This is a genomic window from Pseudomonas sp. GW821-FHT01C01 (assembly GCF_059422645.1).
In genome coordinates, this window is sequence record NZ_JBWKXF010000004.1 from 1 (window position 1) to 17,981 (window position 17,981).

Below are 17,981 nucleotides of genomic sequence, written 5' to 3' on the forward strand. Positions count from 1 at the left end.
AGCCCGCTCCCACAGGGAATGCATTCCAAAGTGGGAGCGGGCTTGCTCGCGAAGGGGCCATTATGTTCGATACAGATTCAGGGCACTGAAATCAGCGCTGAACGACACGCAACTGATTCGGCTCTTTCGGCAGAACCCGCTTGGCAACCACGTAGTGGTTTTCCCAGTACGGTTTATTCAACGTGTCGATGGACACCGATTTGCCACGACGAGGCGCGTGGATGAAGCGGTCGTTGCCCAGGTAAATGGCAACGTGATTGACCCGACGGCTCTTGATGTTGAAGAAAATCAGGTCGCCCGGTTTCAGGTCGTTGCGATCGACTTTTTCCCCATGACCGCTGGCCATGGCGTTGGAGGTGCGTGGCAGGTCGAACGTGGCGTCGTTGAACGCGTATTTCACCAGGCCGCTGCAATCGAAGCCTTTACTTGGGCTGCTGCCGCCCCAACGATAGGGAGTGCCGAGGACGTTCACAGCGCGGCTCAGCACGTTGCTGCTTTCCTTGGTGCCCATTGGTGGAACCAGGCCGCTTTTGTCGCTGACCAGGGTTGGAGCATATTTAGCGGATTTTTTGTCTTTGCTCGAAGGAGCAGAGGCATGGGATTTTGGGGTGTAACCATTAACGTTAGGAAGACGTTGCTCACGATTGGTGGCGTGGGCGGCCAGTGGCATCAAAAGGCAAATGGTTAGCCATGTCTTGAAAAATGAACGCATTAGGCAAGGCTCTTAATAAGTTAGCGCGCAACTTTATAACAGCTTTTTTGCCGCTTCCGAGGCCGTTGGTCGATTCAACCTGGCGGGCAATGGTGGCAAAAAAGCGGCAAAATGGCGCAATTGTCGGACAGGAGTCCGGTGTTACAAGGCTTTGACAGGCGTGAAGGTAGCACTTGCCATACGTCGGGTGCCTGTAAAAAAGTCACAAAGAATTAAAGAATATTTATCTATCGTGTGAATCGAGGCCATTCATGAACCCCTATCAACAGGCTGTCCAGCAGCAAGACACCCACAGCAAAGTGATCGGTTACCTGCTGTGGATTTTCGGTTTTACCGGCGCTCACCGCTTCTATTACGGCAAGCCGGTGACCGGGACGATCTGGTTCTTCACCTTTGGCTTGCTGGGGATCGGTTGGCTGATCGACCTTTTCCTGATCCCGTCCATGGACCGCGAGGCTGACCTGCGGTTTACCGCTGGCCCCATCGAATACAACGTGGCGTGGATTCTGCTGACGTTTCTCGGGGTATTCGGCGTGCACCGGATGTATCAGGGGAAATGGATCAGCGGGCTGCTGTACCTGCTGACGGGCGGGTTGTTCTTCGTGGGGGTGCTGTATGACTTCTGGACGCTGAATGATCAGGTTTCACTGCGTAACGCCCAGCGTCGCTGATTAATGTGGCGAGGGAGCTTGCTCCCGCTGGGGCGCGTAGCGGCCCCAAGATGGGCCTGCTGCGCAGTCCAGCGGGAGCAAGCTCCCTCGCCACAGGGTCTTACGCCTGGTGGCTGATCCGTCCATCCACCAGGGTGTAACGCACCACGCCCGGCAGGCTGTGGCCAATGAACGGGCAGTTTTCGCCCTTCGACAACCAGTTTTCACCCGCGACGGTCGAGGCCGCCGGGTCGAACAGCACGATATCTGCCGCGCCGCCCACCGCCAGGTTACCCGCTGGCAGGCGCAAGGCCTCGGCAGGGCCGGCGCTCAGGCGTTTGAGCAGCGTCGGCAGGTCCAGCAAGCCGTCTTCGACCAGGGTCATCGCCAGCGGCAACAGTAGTTCAACGCTGCTGATGCCAGGCTCGGTCGCGCCGAACGGTGCCAGTTTGGCGTCACGCTCATGGGGTTGGTGATGACTGGAGATGGCCGAGATCACGCCGGATTTCACCGCTGCGCGCAGGCCCTCGCGGTCGGCGCGGGTACGTAGCGGCGGCTGGACGTGATACAGGCTGCTGAAGTCGATCAGGGCTTCGTCGGTCAGGATCAGCTGGTACAGGGCGACATCCGCCGTGACCTTCAGGCCCCGGGCCTGGGCCTGGGCGATCAGCTGCACGCCGCGGGCACTGGTGAGCTGGCTGAAGTGCGCGCGCACGCCGGTCTGTTCAACCAGCAGCAGATCCCGGGCGAGGGCGACGGTTTCGGCGCTTTCCGGAATGCCCGGCAGGCCAAGGAAGCTGGCGGTCGGGCCTTCGTGGGCCAGGCCACCTTCGGCCAGGTCGTAATCCTGGGAGTTGAAAATCACTGTCAGGTCGAAAGTTGCCGCGTAGTCCAGTGCCCGGCACAGGGTGCGGGTGTTGCGGAAGCTCTCCAGGCCATTGCCGAAGGCCACGCAACCAGCGTCGCGCAAGGCAACCAGCTCGGCCAGCTGTTCACCGTCCAGGCCTTTGCTCAGGGCGCCGATCGGGAAGACTTTGGTGTTGCCGGCCTCACGGGCGCGGTCGAGGATCAGTTCGGCCACCGCCGAGGTGTCCAGCACCGGTTTGGTCTTCGGCGGGCAGCACAGGCTGGTGACGCCGCCAGCCGCCGCCGCGCGGGTTTCGCTGACAATCGTGCCTTTGCGGCTGTAACCCGGCTCGCGCAGGGCAACGTTGAGGTCGACCAGGCCGGGAGCGGCGACCAGGCCTTTGGCGTCGATCGTGTCGACGGCGACAAAACCGGCAGGCGCTGCGCCAAGGGCGACGACTTTGCAGGCTTCAATGTGGATATCGGTCACTTGATCCAGGCCACTGGCCGGATCGATCACGCGGGCGCCGAGAATGCTGAGTTTCACTGGGCGTTCTCCTGCTCGAATTGACGCTGGGCAGTCTGCCCGCTCATGGCCATGGACAGCACGGCCATACGAATGGCGATCCCGTAGGTCACCTGGTTGAGGATCACCGAGTGCGGGCCATCGGCCACCGCCGACTCGATTTCCACGCCACGGTTGATCGGCCCCGGGTGCATCACGATGGCATCGGGCTTGGCGCCGGCCAGGCGCGCGGTGGTCAGGCCGAACAGACGGTAGAACTCGCCTTCGCTCGGCAGCAGGCCGCCGGTCATGCGTTCACGCTGCAGGCGCAACATGATCACCACGTCGACGTCTTTCAGGCCTTCGGTCATGTCGGTGTAGACCTTCACGCCGTATTGCTCGATGCCGATCGGCAGCAGGGTTTTCGGCGCGATCACGCGGATGTCCGGGCAGCCGAGGGTTTTCAGGGCCAGCATGTTCGAGCGCGCGACCCGCGAATGCAGGATGTCGCCGACGATGGCCACCGAAAGGTTTTCGAAACCGCCCTTGTGCCGGCGGATGGTCAGCATGTCGAGCATGCCCTGGGTCGGGTGCGCGTGCCGGCCGTCACCGCCGTTGATGATTGCCACTTGCGGGCAGACATGTTCGGCGATGAAGTGCGCGGCGCCCGAATCGCCGTGGCGCACGACAAACATGTCGGCGGCCATGGCTTCCAGGTTGCGCAGGGTGTCGAGCAGGGTTTCACCCTTGCTCGCCGACGACGTGGACACGTTGAGGGTGATCACGTCCGCCGACAGGCGTTGGGCCGCCAGTTCGAAGGTGGTGCGGGTGCGGGTCGAGTTCTCGAAGAACACGTTGCACACGGTCTTGCCGCGCAGCAACGGGACCTTCTTGACGGCCCGGGCGCCGACTTCGAGGAAGGAGTCGGCGGTGTCGAGGATTTCCGTCAGCAGCTCGCGGCGCAAACCGTCGAGCGAGAGGAAATGGCGCAGCTGGCCCTGGTCATTGAGCTGCAGCGGGCGCTTGGTTTCTAGAGGCGTCATCGCAAGGGGGACTCTCAATAGGGCGAATTAAAGGGCGAGGTCTTGCAGTTCGAGCGCAAGCTCGGGGCCGGACAATTTCACGCGTTCGTGGGCCGCCAGTGACAGGGTGGCGCCGACCACGTTCGGGCGGATCGGCAGTTCGCCGGCATCCAGGTCCAGCAGGCACACCAGCGTCACGCTGGCCGGGCGGCCGTAGTCGAACAGTTCGTTCATGGCCGCGCGGATGGTGCGACCGCTCATCAGCACATCGTCGATCAGCACCAGGTGCTGGCCTTCGATCTCGAACGGCAGCGCCGAAGGGCGAACCTGCGGGTGCAGGCCGTTCTGGCTGAAATCGTCGCGGTAGAAAGAAACATCCAGGGTGCCGAGGGGCTCATTGCTGCCCAGTTCCTTGAGCAGGGCCTGGGCCACCCAGACGCCGCCGGTACGAATGCCGATGAAGCGCGGGTCGCTGATGCCACGGTGTTCCAGGTGGACCTTGAGACGGGTCGCCATCTGGCTGATCAGTTCGACGGGATTGGGCAGGCTCATGGTTGCTCCTTCTTGGGCCCGGGCCGGCTTGTGCGGGAAGTGGCTCGGGTTGTAGCTAAGAGAGACGCACAGCGGTTCTTCAGGATTCAAACAGTGCGGTGTTTTCGTCAAGCCAGCCTTGCAGCAGCAGGGCGGCAGCGATGGCATCGACAGGGTTATCGCGATAACTGCCCTTCTGGCCGCCCCGGGCCAGGCGTTCGCCCTTGGCCTCGAAGGTGGTCAGACGTTCATCGTGGGTATAAAAGGGCAGGTTGAAGCGGCCGTTCAGGCGCCGGGCGAACTTTTCCGCGCGGGCGCACATGTCACTGGGCGTGCCGTCCATGTTCAACGGCAGGCCGACCACCACGGCATCGGGTTTCCACTCTTTGATGAGGGCTTCGACCTGATTCCAGTCGGGAATGCCGTTTTGCGCTTTCAGGGTGCACAGCTCGCGAGCCTGGCCGGTAACCACCTGGCCGACCGCAACGCCGATCTGTTTGGTGCCGTAGTCGAATCCGAGAATCAGCCGCAGGGCCATCAGGCGTGCCCCGCCTGACTGGTCAGCAGGCTGAGGTTGACGCCCAGGTGTTTGGCGGCCGCTTCCAGACGAAGTTCGCTGCTGGTGTTGAACAGGATGTCGGCGTCATACGGGCAGTTCAGCCAGGCGTTCTGCGCCAGTTCGGCTTCAAGCTGCCCGGCTTCCCAACCGGCGTAACCGAGGGCGATCAGGCTTTTCGCCGGTCCGATGCCGTCAGCGATGGCGAACAGCACATCCTGGGACGTCGACAGCGACAACTCGCCTTCCAGATCAACGGTCGCCTGGAAGCTCTGCCCCTTGGGGTGCAGGACGAAGCCGCGATCGGTCTGCACCGGGCCGCCGATAAAGATCGGCACATGCTGGCAGAGCGCAGGCGGTTCGATTTCCGGGCGCAATTGCTCGAGGATATCGGCCAGGTTCAGCTCTTGCGGACGGTTGACCACCAGCCCCATGGCACCATTGGCCGTGTGCTCGACGATGTAGGTCAAGGTGTGCGCAAAGTTCGGGTCGGCCATGTGTGGCATGGCGATCAGGAATTGATGCTTGAGGTAGCTGGGGATGACGTTTTTCATGTGCGCTAGTGTGGCGTTCGGGGGGCGAACTGACAAGCTGGGGATGCACAGGAAATGCCTCAAATCCCCACTGAAGACTCGGATTCCTGTGGGAGCGGGCTTGCTCGCGAAGGCGTCGTGTCAGTCGACATCAAATTTGAATGAATGACCGCCTTCGCTGGCAAGCCAGCTCCTACAGGGGTATATGCCGGTCAGTTGCTGGAAAGGCGATCGCCGCGGGCAAATTTCCAGGTGCGGATAATTTCCAGCCGGTCAATATCCGACAAATCCCCGGTAAACGGTGCAAACGGCGCCGCCAGCCGGACGATCCGCTGTGCCGCCTGGTCCAGCAGCGGCTGGCCTGAAGATTCCAGCACCAGCACCTCATACAGCGAACCGTCGCGATTGATCGACACCATCAATCGCAAATTGCCATAGATCTGCTTGCGACGCGCTTCGTCGGGGTAGTTGAGGTTGCCGATACGCTCGACTTTCTTGCGCCATTCATCCTTGTACCAGGCGCCCTTGTCGCGCATGGTCGAGGCCGCGCTCAAGCGGTGAATACGCGGGCGCTTGGCGTACAGCTGTTGTTCGGCGGCCAGTTCCGCTTCGAGGCTGGCGATGTCGCTGGACAGTTGCTCGCTGTCGAACGTCGGCGCCTGGACCTGGGGTTTGACCTCGGTCTTGGGTTCCTCGGTCTTGGCCGGGGCTTTTTTCGGCTTCGGCGCCACGGTGGTCACGGCAGCCTTCGGCGGGGCTTCCTGCACTTCAGGCTTGGCGGCCGGCGGTGGCGTGACTTTTTGCACCTTGTTGTCCTGGAACGGCGCGACCTCGGTGGTCTTGGGAATCGCCTTTTTATCCAGGGTGCCGCTGCCTTGCTGATTCTCTTGTGCGAGGAAATCGGCCTTTTCAGGCTTCTTTTCGCTTTTGAAGGTGGCGAGGGTGATTTCCAGGGTTTTGCTGATCTGCTTGGGCTCGACCACTGCAAACCCGACACCCAGCAGCAAGGCCAGGTGGATCAGCGCCGCCAGAAACAGGGTAAAACCGAGGCGATCGGCCGGGCGCACGCCACGGTGGGCGAGTTCGGCAGGCAGATCGGACGGGAGGGTCATGACAAGGAAACCAACATCGCGTTTTTCACAGGCCGCGCATGATAACGCAATGTTGGTTTAGCTAATCAACGTGCCTTGAGCTTCTGATCGATGGCATCCATGAGCATGCCGCCGATGTCGGTGCCGAACGCGTTATCAATTTCGCGAATGCAGGTCGGGCTGGTGACGTTGATCTCGGTCAGGTGCTCGCCGATCACATCCAGGCCAACGAACAACAGGCCTTTTTCACGCAGGGTCGGGCCGACTTGCGCGGCGATCCAGCGGTCCTTGTCGGTCAGCGGACGGGCTTCGCCACGGCCACCGGCAGCGAGGTTGCCACGGGTTTCGCCCTGGGCCGGAATCCGTGCCAGGCAGTAATCGACAGGCTCGCCGTCGATCATCAGGATGCGCTTGTCGCCGTCCTTGATCGCCGGCAGGTAAGCTTGGCCCATGATTTGCTGGGCGCCGAGGGCGGTCAGGGTTTCGAGGATCACCGACAGGTTCGGATCGCCCGCGCGGTGGCGGAAAATCGAAGTGCCGCCCATGCCGTCCAGCGGCTTGAGAATCACGTCGCCGTGTTTGGCGGCGAATTCACGCAGTACGTCGGCGCGGCGGCTGACCACGGTCGGCGGCGTGCACTGCGGGAACAGCGTGGCGAACAGTTTTTCATTGCAGTCGCGCAGGCTTTGCGGCTTGTTGACCACCAGCACGCCAGCGCGCTCGGCCTGTTCCAGCAAATAAGTGGAGTAGACGAACTCCATGTCGAACGGCGGATCCTTACGCATCAGGATCACGTCCAGGTCGCTCAGCAGCGCGTCACTTTCGGTGCCCAGTTCGAACCATTTTTCCGGATTGGCGAAAACCTGCAGCGGACGCATCCGGGCCCGGGCCTGGCCTTCCCCCTGATACAGGTCGCGCTGTTCCATATAGAACAATTCCCAGCCACGCTTCTGCGCGGCCAGCAACATGGCCAGCGAGCTATCCTTTTTATAGGAAATGCTGGCGATAGGGTCCATGACAATCCCGACGCGAACGCTCATTGGGTTTTCCTCGAAATTTGGGAGCTATGTTGATCTCTGTAGGAGCGAGCTTGCTCGCGATGAACCCGAGAACAACACGCTTATCCAGCCAGCCCGCGTCATCGTTGGCGATCATCGCGAGCAAGCTCGCTCCTACAAAAGATCAGCGTATAAAAGTGGCGTCAGAGTGGCGCTGAGTGTGTTCCCGGTCAAGGAAAAACCATCGCCCCGGTCGGCCGATAGATTGGTTCTGGAGACTGTGCTAAAAAGGCTGCCATGCCGTGCTGGCCCTTGAGTATCAAGGGTTTCGAGCCGCCAATTACCCGCAAGCGGACAATTTGATTCGTAAAGGCGACGCAGAGCATCTTATGGAACAGCACCCCAGCGCCTTGAAGGTCATGGTGATCGACGACTCGAAGACGATTCGTCGCACCGCCGAAACGCTGCTCAGGAGCGTCGGGTGCGAGGTCATTACGGCCATCGACGGCTTCGATGCCCTGGCCAAGATTGCCGACAACCACCCCGGCATCATCTTTGTCGACATCATGATGCCGCGCCTGGATGGTTATCAGACCTGCGCCCTGATCAAGAACAACAGCGCGTTCAAGTCCACGCCAGTGATTATGCTGTCATCCAAGGACGGGCTGTTCGACAAGGCCAAGGGGCGTATCGTCGGTTCCGACCAGTTTTTGACCAAGCCTTTCAGCAAGGAAGAATTGCTTGATGCGATCCAGGCCCATGTTCCTGGTTTCGCCGCCGTTTTGCCGCAGTAGGACACGCACAGTGACGCTCGGCCATCGGGCCCGGCGCCGACAAGAAATGGGGAAGACCATGGCACGTATTCTGATCGTCGATGATTCGCCGACCGAAATGTACAAACTGACCGGCATGCTGGAAAAGCACGGTCATGAAGTGTTGAAAGCCGAAAACGGCGCCGACGGCGTGGCCCTGGCCCGCCAGGAAAAGCCCGACGCGGTCCTGATGGACATCGTCATGCCGGGCCTCAACGGCTTCCAGGCGACCCGCCAGCTGACCAAGGACCCGGAAACCGGGCACATCCCGGTGATCATCATCACCACCAAGGATCAGGAAACCGACAAGGTCTGGGGCACGCGCCAGGGCGCCAGGGACTACCTGACCAAACCGGTCGATGAAGACACCCTGATCAAGACCCTGAACAACGTGCTGGCCGGTTGATCATCAGGCCATGAACGAAGCGCTGACGGCTTTCGAACTGCTGCTGCAAATCGACCAGCGCTGTCGTTTGCTGGCGGCGGACTTGCCGTCCCAGCCGGCCCGGCGGGACAGCTGGAGCGGCATCGGTTTTCGCCTGGGCGAGCACTGGTACGTCGCGCCCATGAGCGAAGTCAGCGAAGTCTTGCACGAGCCGCGCTTTACCCAGCTACCGGGGGTCAAGCCATGGGTCAAGGGTGTCGCCAACCTGCGCGGGCGTTTGTTGCCGGTCATGGATTTGTGCGGCTTCTTCGGGCACGAGCTTTCGGCAGCGCGCCGACAGCGGCGGGTGTTGGTGGTGGAACATGAAGAGGTGTTTGCCGGGTTGCTGGTCGATGAAGTCTTCGGCCTCCAGCACTTTGCCCAGGACAGCCTGGAGCCGGTGCCGGCAGACGAGTTGAAGGGAGCGATGGCGGCGTTCGTCAAAGGCCGGTTTCAGCGTGAGCAGTGCTGGCAGGTGTTCAGCCCGTTTGCGTTGGCGCAGTCCCAGGGATTCATGAACGTCGCGATTTAACCGGAATACCACAGATCCAATGTGGAAGCGGGCTTGCTCGCGAAGGCGGCAATCCATTCAACATTGATATTGGCTGATCTACCGCTTTCGCGAGCAAGCCCGCTCCCACAGGGTTCCGGGCAGGCCCGGAAGTGGGTTAACAGGCGAGGACCGATGATAAAAGCAAAAGCAGGCAAGCCAGTCGAAGGGTCGCGCAGCCGGTCGCAGATTATCGTGCTGTTCATCGCGCTGATCGTCTTCATCATGCTGCTGTTCGCCAACTTCGCGTACCTCAACACCCAGGCTATCTACGACAAGCAGTACATCGGCCACGCTGGCGAACTGCGTGTGCTGTCCCAGCGTATCGCCAAGAACGCCACCGAAGCTGCCGCCGGCAAGGCTGCCGCGTTCAAGTTGCTCAGCGATGCGCGCAACGATTTTGCCCAGCGCTGGGGTTATCTGAAGAAGGGCGACCCGGCCACCGGCCTGCCGCCGGCCCCCTCCACCGTGCGTCCAGAAATGCGTGCGGTGCAACAGGACTGGGAGCGCCTGCTGAAAAATACCGATGCGATTCTTTCCAGCGAGCAAACCGTACTGTCGCTGCATCAGGTCGCCGCGACCCTGGCCGAAACCGTGCCGCAATTGCAGGTCGAGTACGAAAAAGTCGTCGAGATCCTCCTGCAGCGGGGCGCTCCGGCGGCGCAGGTGGCGATGGCCCAGCGCCAGTCGCTGCTGGCCGAGCGGATCCTCGGCGCGGTCAACACGGTATTGGCCGGCGACGAAAATTCACAGCAGGCCGCCGATGCGTTCGGACGTGACGCGACGCAGTTCGGCAAGGTGCTCAACGGCATGCTCCAGGGTGACCCGGCGCTCAAGGTCAGCCAGGTCGAAGACCGCGACGCCCGTGCGCGGCTCGCGGACATCGCCGAGCTATTCGAGTTCGTCTCGGGCTCGGTGGACGAGATCCTCGAAACCTCGCCGGAGCTGTTCAAGGTCCGCGAGTCGGCCTCAAACATTTTCAGTCTGTCGCAAACCCTGCTCGACGAGGCCTCACACCTGGCCAGCGGTTTCGAAAACATGGTCGGCGGCCGCACCACCGACACCATTGGCGGTTATGTACTGGGCTTGTTGGCGCTGGCTTCGATCATTCTGATCGGCATGGTGATGGTGCGCGAAACCAATCGTCAGCTGCGGGAAACCGCCGAGAAAAACGAGCGTAACCAGAACGCGATCATGCGCTTGCTCGACGAGATCGAAGACCTGGCCGACGGCGATCTCACGGTGACCGCCTCGGTGACCGAAGACTTTACCGGCACCATCGCCGACTCGATCAATTACTCCGTCGACCAGCTGCGCGATCTGGTCGCGACCATCAACCTCACTGCCGGACAGGTCGCCGCCGCCGTGCAGGAAACCCAGGCCACCGCCATGCACCTGGCCCAGGCCTCGGAGCATCAGGCCCAGCAGATTTCCGAAGCGTCCATGGCGATCAACGACATGGCCGAGTCCATCGACCAGGTGTCGGCCAACGCCGCTGAATCTTCGGCGGTTGCCGAACGCTCGGTGGAAATCGCCAACAAGGGCAACGAGGTGGTGCACAACACTATCCACGGCATGGACAACATTCGCGAGCAGATCCAGGACACCGCCAAGCGCATCAAGCGCCTGGGCGAGTCCTCCCAGGAAATCGGCGACATTGTCAGCCTGATCGATGACATTGCCGACCAGACCAACATCCTGGCCCTCAACGCGGCCATCCAGGCGTCCATGGCCGGTGACGCCGGTCGCGGTTTTGCCGTGGTCGCCGATGAAGTGCAGCGGCTGGCCGAACGCTCGTCCGCCGCTACCCGGCAGATCGAAACCCTGGTGCGGGCGATCCAGACCGACACCAACGAAGCGGTCATCTCCATGGAGCAGACTACGACCGAAGTGGTGCGTGGCGCCCGACTGGCGCAGGATGCCGGTGTGGCCCTGGAAGAAATCGAAGGTGTCTCCAAGACGCTCGCGGCGTTGATCCAGAGTATTTCCAACGCTGCGCAACAGCAGACGTCGTCGGCCGGTCAGATTTCCCTGACGATGAACGTGATCCAGCAGATCACCTCGCAGACGTCGTCGGGTTCCACCGCCACGGCCGACAGCATCGGCAACCTGGCGAAAATGGCCAGTCAGTTGCGTCGTTCGGTGTCCGGTTTCACCTTGCCGGATGCCAAGGCGCAGGTTGTGGATAAAGCTTGAACCGCCCATGGGTATCTGAATTGTGATTGGAGTGGTTATGGGTGATCGGCACGACTATGTGGCCCTCGAGTGGGTCAAGGGCGAGATTGCCGAAACGCTGAAACAGGCTCATCACGCGATCGAAAACCTGCTCGATGACCCGCAGGCGACGCAGGCGCTGGATGAATGCCTGGCGTGCATCCATCAGGTCCACGGCAGTTTGCAGATGGTCGAGTTCTACGGCGCGGCGTTGCTCGCCGAAGAAATGGAACAACTGGCCGTGGCCTTGCAGGGCAACCGTGTCAGCCATCGCGACGAGGCGTTGCACCTGTTGATGCAGGCCCTCGGGCAATTGCCGATCTACCTGGACCGGGTGCAAGGCGCGCGCCGCGATTTGCCACTGGTGGTGTTGCCCCTGATCAACGACCTGCGCAGTGCCCGTGGCGAAAGCCTGCTGTCGGAAACCAGCCTGTTCAGTCCGCAATTGCTCGAGTTGCCAGCGTTGGATGCAGAAACGCTGGCGCAGCTGGAACCGGACGACTTACCCAATGTGCTGCGCAAGTTGCGGCAGATGCTGCAAATGGCGCTGGTCGGGTTCCTGCGTGAACAGGACAGCGACACCAACCTCGATTACCTGGCCAAGGTCTTCGCTCGCCTTGAAGCACTGTGCGGCAATGCCCCCCTGAGCCCGTTGTGGCAAGTGGCTTCGGCCCTGGTCGAAGGCATGCAGGGCGGTGCGATTGCCAACAGTCCGGCCTTGCGCAGTCTGTTCAGGGATGCCGACAAGGAACTCAAGCGCCTGCTCGAAGAAGGCATGTGCGGCGTCAACCAACCGGCACCGCCGGAGTTGCTCAAGAGTTTGCTCTTCTACATTGCCAAGGCCGAACATCCCACCGGGCAGATGCTGACCATGAAAGAACGCTACTCACTGGACGACGCGCTGCCCGACAGCGCGATGGTCGATGAAGAACGCGCGCGGCTGGCCGGTCCCGACCGTGACGCCATGCGCTCGGTGCTGGCAGCGCTGTGCGAAGAGCTGGTGCGGGTCAAGGAGCGCCTGGATCTGTTCGTGCGCAGTGACCGCCAGCACACCTCTGACCTCGACAGCCTGCTGGCGCCGCTGCGGCAAATCGCCGACACCCTGGCGGTCCTGGGCTTCGGCCAGCCGCGCAAGGTGATCATCGACCAATTGGCCGTGGTACTCAGCCTCGCTCAGGGCCAGCGCGAACCCAACGATGCCATCCTCATGGACGTTGCCGGGGCCTTGCTGTACGTCGAAGCGACGCTGGCCGGCATGGTCGGTACCGTGGAGCCGGAGAGCCAGGATGACAACCGCCTGCCGACCACTGACCTGACGCAGATCCATCAGATCGTGATCAAGGAGGCCCGCATTTGTTTGCAGCAGGCCAAGGACATGATCGTCGACTACATCGACGCCGATTGGGACCGCCAGCATTTGCAGGCACTGCCGGCCTTGCTGACCCAGGTACGCGGCGCGCTGGCGATGATTCCATTGAGCCGGGCGGCGAGCCTGGTCGAAACCTGCAATCACTTTATCCGCGAGCACCTACTGCTCGAACCGGGTCAACCGGGCTGGCAGGAACTGGACAGCCTGGCCGACGTGATCACCAGCATCGAGTACTACCTCGAGCGCCTCAGTGATGACCCGCAAGCGCAGGGTGAAAACCTGCTCGATGTTGCGGAGAAAAGCCTGGCGAGTCTCGGGTTTTTCCCCAGTGAGCAGCATGTGCCAGTGCTTGATCAGGTGCTCAGCCCGAGCGAAGCGCAGGTCATGCAGATGATGCAGGAGCTGGATGGTCCGCAGATCGTCCAGACCCTGGCCGATGTGCTCGCCAGCCCGGTCTCGAGCCTGAACCCGCCGGCCCTGAACACCCCGGGCAGCCTGCTGCCGCCGCCCGCCGGCGAAGAACCGGTGGACGAGGAACTGCGCGAGGTGTTCCTCGAGGAAACCGACGAAGTCCTGGAAATCCTGCGCGAGTACTTGCCGCGCTGGTCGGTCAACCCCGACAACCGCTCGGCTCTGAGCGAACTGCGCCGAGCGTTCCATACCCTCAAGGGCAGCGGCCGGATGGTGCGCGCCCTGGTGCTGGGGGAGCTGGCCTGGGCCGTGGAAAACCTGCTCAACCGCGTACTGGAAGACAGCGTGGAGCCAGGCGCTACGGTGCAGCAACTGATCGGCGATGTGCTGCAGCTGCTGCCGGAGCTGGTGGCTGAATACGCCGCCAATGCCCAGCGTCAGCGTAACGATGTCGACCAGTTGGCTGCCCGTGCCCATGCCCTGGCCAAGGGCGATGAACCGGTGTCCGATGAAGATACGCAAGATGTCGCGGCCCTCGACCCGCTGTTGCTGGAGATCTTCCGCAAAGAAGCCGAATCGCACCTCGGCACGCTTAACCGCTTCCTTGATCAGGCCGCCGAGCACGTGCCGTTGCCGGCCAGCGACGAATTGCAGCGCGCCTTGCACACCCTCAAGGGCAGTGCCTCCATGGCTGGCGTCTTGCCGATTGCCGAGCTGGCCGCACCGCTGGATCAACTGGCCCGGGAATACAAGGCGCACCTGATCGCGCTGGATCTGGATGAAGTCGAACTGTTGCTGGAAGCGGAAGGGCTGTTCCGCCTCGGCTTGCGTCAGCTCAAGCGCGATCCGCTGGCGGCAATTCCCGGCGCCCTGCATTTGATTGAGCGAGCCAAGGCGCTGCTGGCCGAGCGTCTGGAAACCCTCCTGAGCACACCGAACACCGGGCTGCGGATCAAGCGCGATCCGCAGTTGATCAACAACTTCCTCGCCCAGGGCATGGACATCCTGCTGGACGCCGAAAGCCTGCTGCAGCGTTGGCAGCAACACCCCGGCGAACGTCAGGAACTCAGCGCGCTGCTGGACGAATTGACCACCCTCGGCGAAGGCGCCCATCTGGCCGACCTGCACCCGGTGGATGAGCTGTGCGAAGCATTGCTCGACCTGTACGGTGCCGTGGAAGAAAGCAGCCTGGCGGTCAGCGAGCGGTTTTTCCAAGAGGCACAGTATGCCCACGAAGCGCTGATCAACATGCTCGACGAACTGGCCGCGGGCCAGGAAGTCAGCCCGCAACCGCAACGGATCAGGGCCTTGCGCGAACTGCTCGACGAGAGCCTTGATCCGTCGGCCATGGGCCTGATCCGCAGTGATGGCAGCCGCACCCTGAGCATCCGCGAGCTGGGTGCTGCCACCGCCGATCTAGAGCACACGGCGCAACCCGCTGTAGGAGCTGGCTTGCCAGCGATGGACGTTAACGATGACGCGTTTTCACTGGGTAAACGCAGTGCCGGTGAGTCCTTCGCTGGCAAGCCAGCTCCTACAGAGGACCGTGCTGTCGGCGTGGACGATGAAATCGTAGCGATTTTCCTTGAAGAAGCGGTGGATATCCTCGAAAGCGCCGGCCAGGCCTTGCAGCGCTGGTTGCGCGACTCGGACAACGCCGCGCCGCTGTCGTCCCTGCACCGGGATTTGCACACCCTCAAAGGCGGCGCGCGCATGGCCGAGGTCGGGCCGGTCGGCGATCTGGCCCATGAACTGGAAAGCCTTTACGAAGGCCTGGTGGATCGTCGCTACGCCTACAGCGAGTCATTGGCGGTGCTGTTGCAGCAGAGCCATGACCGCTTGGCGCAGTACCTTGACCAGTTACAGCACAACCAGCCCCTGGGCGATTGCGCTGAGCTGATTGAGGCCATTCGCGCCTACCGGCAGGGCCACTCGGGCGCCGCCGAGGTCAGCGAACTGGCGGCCACTAATGATTCGGCCACCCATGATCCGGAGTTGCTGGAGATCTTCCTCGAGGAAGGTTTCGACATCATCGAAAGCTCCGGGGCGGCGCTGGAGCGCTGGCAGGCACAGCCTTCGAATCGCCAGGAAGTGGAAACCCTGCTGCGCGACCTGCACACCCTCAAGGGCGGCGCGCGCATGGTGGAAATCGCCGCGATTGGCGATCTGGCCCATGAACTGGAGTTCCTCTACGAAGGCCTGTCCACTGGCGTGTTGCAACCGACGGAGCCATTGTTCGCGCTGTTGCAACGCAGCCATGACCGCTTGGCGCAGATGCTCGATGCGGCCCGCGCCGGTGAGCCGATGCCGCCGGCCGACCGCCTGATCGATGCGATCAAGAACTTCAGCCACCCGGTCGTGCCTGAAGCGCCCGCGCCGGTTGTACCGCCGGCCACGCCCAAAGCCGAGCCGCTGGCGCCGCCGTCCGATGCCGGCGCCGACATGGTCAAGGTCTCGGCAGAATTGCTCGACGATCTGGTCAACCTGGCCGGTGAAACATCGATCTTCCGTGGCCGGATCGAACAGCAGGTCAACGATGCACACATTGCCCTGAGTGAGATGGAAACCACCATCGAACGGATGCGCGACCAGTTGCGCCGACTCGATACCGAAACCCAGGGGCGGATCCTCAGTCGCCAGCAAGTCGATGCCGAACGCCTGGGCTACGAAGAATTCGACCCGCTGGAAATGGACCGCCATTCACAGTTGCAGCAACTGTCCCGGGCGCTGTTCGAATCGGCCTCCGACTTGCTCGACCTCAAGGAAACCCTTGAGCGACGCAATCAGGATACGGAAAACCTGCTGCAACAGCAGGGCCGCATCAACACCGAATTGCAGGAAGGCCTGATGCGCACGCGCATGGTGCCGTTCGAGCGGATGCTCCCGCGTTTGCAGCGCATCGTCCGGCAGGTGTCCAGCGAACTGGGCAAGGACGTGGATTTCATCGTCGATAACGCCGAAGGTGAAATGGATCGCAACGTCCTCGAACGCATGGCCGCGCCGCTGGAGCACATGCTGCGCAACGCCGTCGACCACGGCCTGGAGTCTGTCGAAGCGCGGCTGGCGGCGGGAAAACCGGCCAAAGGCAAAATCACCCTCGATCTGTTGCGCGAAGGTGGCGACATCATTTTCGACATCCGCGACGACGGCGCGGGTGTGCCGCTGGACGCGGTGCGGCGCAAGGCGATCAAGCGCGGCCTGCTCGCCCCGGACAGCGTCATCAGTGATCACGACGTGTTGCAGTTCATCCTGCAGCCGGGGTTTTCCACCGCCGAGAAAATCACCCAGATCTCCGGGCGCGGCGTCGGCATGGACGTGGTGCACGAAGAGGTGCGGCAACTGGGCGGTACCATGAGCATCGACTCGGTGCCTGGGCAGGGCGTGCATTTCCGCATTCGCCTGCCGTTTACCGTATCGGTCAACCGGGCGTTGATGGTGCAGTGCGGTGAGGATCAATACGCGATCCCGCTCAATACCATCGACGGCATCGTTCGCGTCTTGCCCAATGAACTCGAAGGGTATTTCCGTTTCGATGCGCCGACCTACGAATACGCCGGGCAACGTTACGAACTGTGCTATCTGGGCGAGCTGCTGAAAACCAGCCCACGCCCGAAACTGTTGGGCCAGAGCCTGCCATTGCCGGTGTTGCTGGTGCAGTGCAACGAACGGCACATCGCGGTGCAGGTGGACGCCATGGCCGGCACTCGCGAAATCGTGGTCAAGAGCCTGGGGCCGCAGTTTGCGTCGGTGCAAGGGGTGTCCGGGGCGACGATTCTCGGGGATGGCCGGGTGGTGTTGATCCTGGATTTGCTGGCGCCGATCCGCGCCATGCAGGCCCGTGTACCTCAGCGTCCGGCGGGGCAAGAGGTCGAGGCCGAACCGCAGCGCCCGCTGTTGGTGATGGTGGTCGACGACTCGGTCACCGTACGCAAGGTCACCAGCCGCTTGCTCGAACGCCACGGCATGAACGTGCTGACTGCCAAGGACGGGGTCGATGCCATGCTGCTGCTGGAAGAGCACATGCCTGACCTGATGCTGCTGGACATCGAGATGCCGCGCATGGATGGCTTCGAAGTCGCGACGCAAGTGCGCAACGACGAACGCCTGCAACACCTGCCGATCATCATGATCACCTCCCGCACCGGGCAGAAGCACCGCGACCGCGCCATGGCCATCGGCGTCAACGACTACCTGGGCAAGCCGTACCAGGAATCGGTGCTGCTCGAAAGCATCGCCTTGTGGAGCAAGACCCATGCTTGAGCACCGCACCAGCAACCTCACCGGCCTGCTGCTGCCGTTGGCCGACCGCAACCTGATCCTGCCCAACGTCGCCGTTGCCGAGCTGATCGGTTACCAGCAACCGGGGACGTTCGACCTCGACACGCCACCGTGGTACCTGGGCCTGGTGAGGTGGCGCGACCGGCAGATTCCGCTGCTGAGTTTCGAATCGGCCTGCGGGCAGAAAACTGTCATTGGCGAGCGTGCGCGGATCGTCATTCTCAACGCCCTTGGCGGGCGGCCCGAGCTGAAATTCATTGCTCTGCTGGTGCAGGGGATTCCGCGCTCCTGCAAGCTCGACAGCCAGTTGAGTTACGTGGATGTGCCGTTGTGTGCGCTGGAGCAGGCGGCGGTGCAGGTGGGGGAGCAGGTGGCGAAAGTGCCGGATCTGTTGGCGCTGGAGGCGTTGTTGGTGGATGCCGGGTTAATCAACTGATCCCGATTCAGTTGTGATCTGACCGGCCCCTTCGCGGGCAAGC

The 17,981-nt window shown here is 62.0% G+C and carries 15 protein-coding genes; 7 read left to right on the forward strand and 8 right to left on the reverse strand.

Annotation, left to right across the window (positions count from 1 at the left end; genetic code table 11):
• Nucleotides 1-91 precede the first annotated feature (91 nt).
• Complete coding sequence (locus tag AC07XF_RS03740; protein WP_495025452.1) at nt 92-712, reverse strand: C40 family peptidase; 621 nt, start codon at nt 710-712, stop codon at nt 92-94.
• Nucleotides 713-963: 251 nt separating this feature from the next.
• On the opposite strand from AC07XF_RS03740, the gene AC07XF_RS03745 reads away from it, so the two are divergent.
• Complete coding sequence (locus AC07XF_RS03745) at nt 964-1,383, forward strand: NINE protein (RefSeq protein WP_495025453.1); 420 nt, start codon at nt 964-966, stop codon at nt 1,381-1,383.
• A gap of 100 nt (nt 1,384-1,483) precedes the next feature.
• On the opposite strand, the gene AC07XF_RS03750 is transcribed toward AC07XF_RS03745, so the two are convergent.
• The 7 genes from AC07XF_RS03750 to gshB form a co-directional block, all read right to left on the reverse strand.
• Complete coding sequence (locus AC07XF_RS03750) at nt 1,484-2,755, reverse strand: dihydroorotase (protein ID WP_495025454.1); 1,272 nt, start codon at nt 2,753-2,755, stop codon at nt 1,484-1,486.
• Nucleotides 2,752-3,756: an aspartate carbamoyltransferase catalytic subunit gene (locus AC07XF_RS03755; RefSeq protein WP_007939362.1), complete on the reverse strand. Its 1,005-nt coding sequence runs from the start codon at nt 3,754-3,756 to the stop codon at nt 2,752-2,754. Before AC07XF_RS03755 ends, AC07XF_RS03750 begins: the two co-directional genes overlap by 4 nt.
• Nucleotides 3,757-3,783: 27 nt before the next feature.
• Nucleotides 3,784-4,287: a bifunctional pyr operon transcriptional regulator/uracil phosphoribosyltransferase PyrR gene (pyrR, locus tag AC07XF_RS03760; RefSeq protein ID WP_204929468.1), complete on the reverse strand. Its 504-nt coding sequence runs from the start codon at nt 4,285-4,287 to the stop codon at nt 3,784-3,786.
• Between the two features lie 79 nt (nt 4,288-4,366).
• Complete coding sequence (gene ruvX / locus AC07XF_RS03765) at nt 4,367-4,804, reverse strand: Holliday junction resolvase RuvX (protein ID WP_110660097.1); 438 nt, start codon at nt 4,802-4,804, stop codon at nt 4,367-4,369.
• A complete protein-coding gene (locus AC07XF_RS03770; RefSeq protein WP_495025455.1) occupies nt 4,804-5,376 on the reverse strand; it encodes a YqgE/AlgH family protein in 573 nt (190 codons plus the stop codon). Before AC07XF_RS03770 ends, ruvX begins: the two co-directional genes overlap by 1 nt.
• 191 nt (nt 5,377-5,567) lie before the next feature.
• Nucleotides 5,568-6,467, reverse strand: a complete 900-nt coding sequence (locus AC07XF_RS03775) for an energy transducer TonB (protein WP_310056111.1) — start codon at nt 6,465-6,467, stop codon at nt 5,568-5,570.
• 65 nt (nt 6,468-6,532) lie between these two features.
• Nucleotides 6,533-7,486 carry a glutathione synthase gene (gene gshB, locus AC07XF_RS03780; protein ID WP_495025456.1) on the reverse strand — a complete coding sequence of 318 codons (954 nt, stop codon included), beginning with the start codon at nt 7,484-7,486 and terminating at the stop codon, nt 6,533-6,535.
• Nucleotides 7,487-7,833: 347 nt separating this feature from the next.
• Between gshB and pilG the strand changes: the two genes are divergently transcribed.
• The 6 genes from pilG (at nt 7,834) to AC07XF_RS03810 (ending at nt 17,938) form a co-directional block, all read left to right on the forward strand.
• Entirely contained in the window at nt 7,834-8,238 is a 405-nt protein-coding gene (gene pilG / locus AC07XF_RS03785; RefSeq protein WP_085716384.1) for a twitching motility response regulator PilG, read from the forward strand.
• 58 nt (nt 8,239-8,296) lie between these two features.
• Nucleotides 8,297-8,662, forward strand: coding sequence for a twitching motility response regulator PilH (pilH, locus tag AC07XF_RS03790; RefSeq protein WP_007987790.1), 366 nt, complete (start codon nt 8,297-8,299; stop codon nt 8,660-8,662).
• Nucleotides 8,663-8,672: 10 nt separating this feature from the next.
• Nucleotides 8,673-9,212, forward strand: coding sequence for a chemotaxis protein CheW (locus AC07XF_RS03795; protein WP_495025457.1), 540 nt, complete (start codon nt 8,673-8,675; stop codon nt 9,210-9,212).
• Nucleotides 9,213-9,365: 153 nt separating this feature from the next.
• Nucleotides 9,366-11,426, forward strand: coding sequence for a methyl-accepting chemotaxis protein (locus tag AC07XF_RS03800; protein WP_495025458.1), 2,061 nt, complete (start codon nt 9,366-9,368; stop codon nt 11,424-11,426).
• Between the two features lie 37 nt (nt 11,427-11,463).
• Entirely contained in the window at nt 11,464-17,484 is a 6,021-nt protein-coding gene (locus AC07XF_RS03805) for an Hpt domain-containing protein (RefSeq protein ID WP_495025459.1), read from the forward strand.
• Nucleotides 17,477-17,938 carry a chemotaxis protein CheW gene (locus AC07XF_RS03810; protein ID WP_495025460.1) on the forward strand — a complete coding sequence of 154 codons (462 nt, stop codon included), beginning with the start codon at nt 17,477-17,479 and terminating at the stop codon, nt 17,936-17,938. Before AC07XF_RS03805 ends, AC07XF_RS03810 begins: the two co-directional genes overlap by 8 nt.
• Nucleotides 17,939-17,981: the final 43 nt, after the last annotated feature.

Coding starts and splice junctions, on each gene's coding strand:
- AC07XF_RS03740 (WP_495025452.1), bottom strand. CDS start 712: ATGCGTTCATTTTTCAAGACATGGCTAACCATTTGCCTTTTGATGCCA.
- AC07XF_RS03745 (WP_495025453.1), top strand. CDS start 964: ATGAACCCCTATCAACAGGCTGTCCAGCAGCAAGACACCCACAGCAAA.
- AC07XF_RS03755 (WP_007939362.1), bottom strand. CDS start 3,756: ATGACGCCTCTAGAAACCAAGCGCCCGCTGCAGCTCAATGACCAGGGC.
- pyrR (WP_204929468.1), bottom strand. CDS start 4,287: ATGAGCCTGCCCAATCCCGTCGAACTGATCAGCCAGATGGCGACCCGT.
- ruvX (WP_110660097.1), bottom strand. CDS start 4,804: ATGGCCCTGCGGCTGATTCTCGGATTCGACTACGGCACCAAACAGATC.
- AC07XF_RS03770 (WP_495025455.1), bottom strand. CDS start 5,376: ATGAAAAACGTCATCCCCAGCTACCTCAAGCATCAATTCCTGATCGCC.
- AC07XF_RS03775 (WP_310056111.1), bottom strand. CDS start 6,467: ATGACCCTCCCGTCCGATCTGCCTGCCGAACTCGCCCACCGTGGCGTG.
- gshB (WP_495025456.1), bottom strand. CDS start 7,486: ATGAGCGTTCGCGTCGGGATTGTCATGGACCCTATCGCCAGCATTTCC.
- pilG (WP_085716384.1), top strand. CDS start 7,834: ATGGAACAGCACCCCAGCGCCTTGAAGGTCATGGTGATCGACGACTCG.
- pilH (WP_007987790.1), top strand. CDS start 8,297: ATGGCACGTATTCTGATCGTCGATGATTCGCCGACCGAAATGTACAAA.
- AC07XF_RS03795 (WP_495025457.1), top strand. CDS start 8,673: ATGAACGAAGCGCTGACGGCTTTCGAACTGCTGCTGCAAATCGACCAG.
- AC07XF_RS03800 (WP_495025458.1), top strand. CDS start 9,366: ATGATAAAAGCAAAAGCAGGCAAGCCAGTCGAAGGGTCGCGCAGCCGG.
- AC07XF_RS03805 (WP_495025459.1), top strand. CDS start 11,464: ATGGGTGATCGGCACGACTATGTGGCCCTCGAGTGGGTCAAGGGCGAG.
- AC07XF_RS03810 (WP_495025460.1), top strand. CDS start 17,477: ATGCTTGAGCACCGCACCAGCAACCTCACCGGCCTGCTGCTGCCGTTG.